The following is a 2,575-nucleotide window of genomic DNA, read 5'->3' as shown; positions in this document are numbered from 1 at the left end:
ACCACGGCCCGAAGCTGGTCGAGCGTGACGTCACCATTGGCGGCGACGCTGACGGTGAACACCAGCGCGTTGCTCGTAGCGGTGCGGCCTTCGACCACCGCGCCATTGAGCGACAGGTTGACTGCCTCACCGCTGGCGGTGTCGGTCAGCCCGGAGGCCCCGGCCACTACACCCAGCGCATAGGTCAAAGTGCCAGCCCCATCGGCGCCAAACGCCGAGTTGAAGTTGGCGGCAAAGCTCTTGGTGTCGTTGATCGCCAAGACTGTTTCATCCACCGTCAGCGTTGGTTCCTCACCGGTGGCGCTGATGCTCGGTCCGTCGTCTTCGAACACCAGGTTCTGTCCGATGTTGAGGGTCGCTTGGACACTGTCGCCATCGCCGTCGGTCGTGGTCGCCGTCAGCGTCACCAGGTCATCCGAAGTCAGGCTCGTCGCATCATCGGGATCGGTGGTGTCGGGATGCACCACCGCCCGAAGCTGGTCGAGCGTGACCTCACCATTGCTGGCGACGCTGACGGTGAACACCAGCGCGTTGCTCGTGGCGGTGCGGCCTTCGACCACCGCGCCATTGAGCGACAGGTTGACCGCCTCACCGCTGGCGGTGTCGGTCAGCCCGGAGGCCCCCGCCACTACGCCCAGCGCATAGGTCAAAGTGCCAGCCCCATCGGCGCCAAACGCCGAGGTGAAGTTGGCGGCAAAGCTCTTGGTGTCGTTGATCGCCAAGACTGTTTCGTCCACCGTCAGCGTTGGTTCCTCACCGGTGGTGCTGATGCTCGGTCCGTCGTCTTCGAACACCAGGTTCTGCCCAATATTGAGCGTCGCCTGGACACTGTCGCCATCGCCGTCGGTGGTGGTCGCCGTCAGCGTCACCAGATCATCCGAGGTCAGGCTCGTCGAGTCATCGGGATCGGTGGTGTCGGGATGCACCACGGCCCGCAGTTGGTCGAGCGTGACATCACCATTGGCGGCGACGCTGACGGTGAACACCAGCGCGTTGCTCGTGGCGGTGCGGCCTTCGACCACCGCGCCATTGAGCGACAGGTTCACCGCCTGGCCCGTGGCCGTATCGGTCAGCCCGGAGGCCCCCGCCACCACACCCAGCGCATAGGTCAGGGTGCCAGCCCCATCGGCGCCAAACGCCGAGTTGAAGTTGACGGCAAAGCTCTTGGTATCGTTGATCGCCAAGACTGTTTCGTCCACCGTCAGCGTTGGTTCCTCACCGGTGGTGTTGATGCTCGGTCCGTCGTCCTCGAACACCAGGTTCTGCCCAATATTGAGCGTTGCCTGGACACTGTCGCCATCGCCGTCGGTCGTGGTCGCCGTCAGCGTCACCAGGTCATCCGAAGTCAGGCTCGTCGCATCATCGGGATCGGTGGTGTCGGGATGCACCACCGCCCGAAGCTGGTCGAGCGTGACATCACCATTGGCAGCGACGCTGACGGTGAACACCAGCGCGTTGCTCGTGGCGGTGCGGCCTTCGACCACCGCGCCATTGAGCGACAGGTTGACCGCCTCACCGCTGGCGGTGTCGGTCAGCCCGGAGGCTCCCGCCACTACACCCAGCGCATAGGTCAAAGTGCCAGCCCCATCGGCGCCAAACGCCGAGTTGAAGTTGACGGCAAAGCTCTTGGTATCGTTGATCGCCAAGACTGTTTCGTCCACCGTCAGCGTTGGTTCCTCACCGGTGGTGTTGATGCTCGGTCCGTCGTCCTCGAACACCAGGTTCTGCCCAATATTGAGCGTTGCCTGGACACTGTCGCCATCGCCGTCGGTCGTGGTCGCCGTCAGCGTCACCAGGTCGTCCGAGGTCAGGCTCGTCGCGTCATCGGGATCGGTGGCGTCGGGATGCACCACGGCCCGCAACTGGTCGAGCGTGACCTCACCATTGGCGGCGACGCTGACGGTGAACACCAGCGCGTTGCTCGTAGCGGTGCGGCCTTCGACCACCGCGCCATTGAGCGACAGATTGACGGCCTCACCGCTGGCGGTGTCGGTCAGCCCGGAGGCTCCCGCCACTACACCCAGCGCATAGGTCAGGGTGCCAGCCCCATCGGCGCCAAACGCCGAGTTGAAGTTGGCGGCAAAGCTCTTGGTGTCGTTGATCGCCAAGACTGTTTCGTCCACCGTCAGCGTTGGTTCCTCACCGGTGGTGCTGATGCTCGGTCCATCGTCCTCGAACACCAGGTTCTGGCCGATGTTGAGCGTCGCCTGGACACTGTCGCCATCGCCGTCGGTCGTGGTCGCCGTCAGCGTCACCAGATTGTCTGAGGTCAGGCTCGTCGCATCATCGGGATCGGTGGTGTCGGGATGCACCACGGCCCGCAGCTGGTCGAGCGTGACGTCACCATTGGCGGCGACGCTGACGGTGAACACCAGCGCGTTGCTCGTAGCGGTGCGGCCTTCGACCACCGCGCCATTGAGCGACAGATTGACTGCCTCACCGCTGGCGGTGTCGGTCAGCCCGGAGGCCCCCGCCACCACGCCCAGCGCATAGGTCAGGGTGCCAGCCCCATCGGCGCCAAACGCCGAGGTGAAGTTGGCGGCAAAGCTCTTGGTGTCGTTGATCGCCAAGACTG

At 64.4% G+C, this 2,575-nt stretch carries 1 protein-coding gene; it reads right to left on the bottom strand.

From position 1 onward, the window contains the following. A partial coding sequence (locus AC3WQN_RS25365; RefSeq protein WP_492606969.1) for a DUF5801 repeats-in-toxin domain-containing protein occupies window positions 1–2,575 on the bottom strand: 2,575 nt, incomplete at both ends.

Source organism: Pseudomonas sp. FW300-N1A1 (genome assembly GCF_058789115.1).
This window is presented reverse-complemented; position numbering and strand designations above follow the sequence as displayed.